1 pseudogene is annotated in these 526 nt (G+C 37.3%); it reads right to left on the minus strand.

Annotation, left to right across the window (positions count from 1 at the left end):
- Positions 1-28 precede the first annotated feature (28 nt).
- Positions 29-526: pseudogene (locus H8706_RS12360) on the minus strand (hypothetical protein); the annotation flags it as partial.

Raw genomic sequence — 526 nt, forward strand, 5'->3', positions numbered from 1 at the left:
GGAAAATCTTTTCTTTTTCAAAACACAATCACCTCATTTTCATACCGAGACTCTGTTTTTTCCTGATGATATGTTTTCTTTCCTTAGAGTCAACAATGGTTTTATAAAATCCTTCCGTTTTTCTTTCCGTATCGTTTTCAATGATAATTGCAAGTCTGCAAAACAAATTTGCGGCAGAGGATATGACTGTCGGATTTATATTTTTTGCCCGACTGTCCGTATCGGCTTTCGGATTATCGGTTGCAGTTTCTTTATATTCACCGTTTTCGTCACTCTCCGGTTCTTTGTTTTCCGTTTCTTCATCAATGAAAATGCGACTGTCTCCGAGCTTTTCAGCCTCCGAAACAATCGCATTTTTCAACTTTTTGAATTCTTTATTTTCCCAGAGCGGAGCAAATTCAACATCTTTATCCGTATAAATTCCGTATATTTTCCGCTGCAACATACACCATTCGTTATACAGCCTCTGCACATCTTCGTCCTTTGAAACGGTTTTCAGAATTTCATCAACTTCTTTTTTCACCTT

The sequence above is a fragment of the Qingrenia yutianensis genome (assembly GCF_014385105.1).
GTDB classification, from domain to species: Bacteria; Bacillota; Clostridia; order UMGS1810; family UMGS1810; genus Qingrenia; species Qingrenia yutianensis.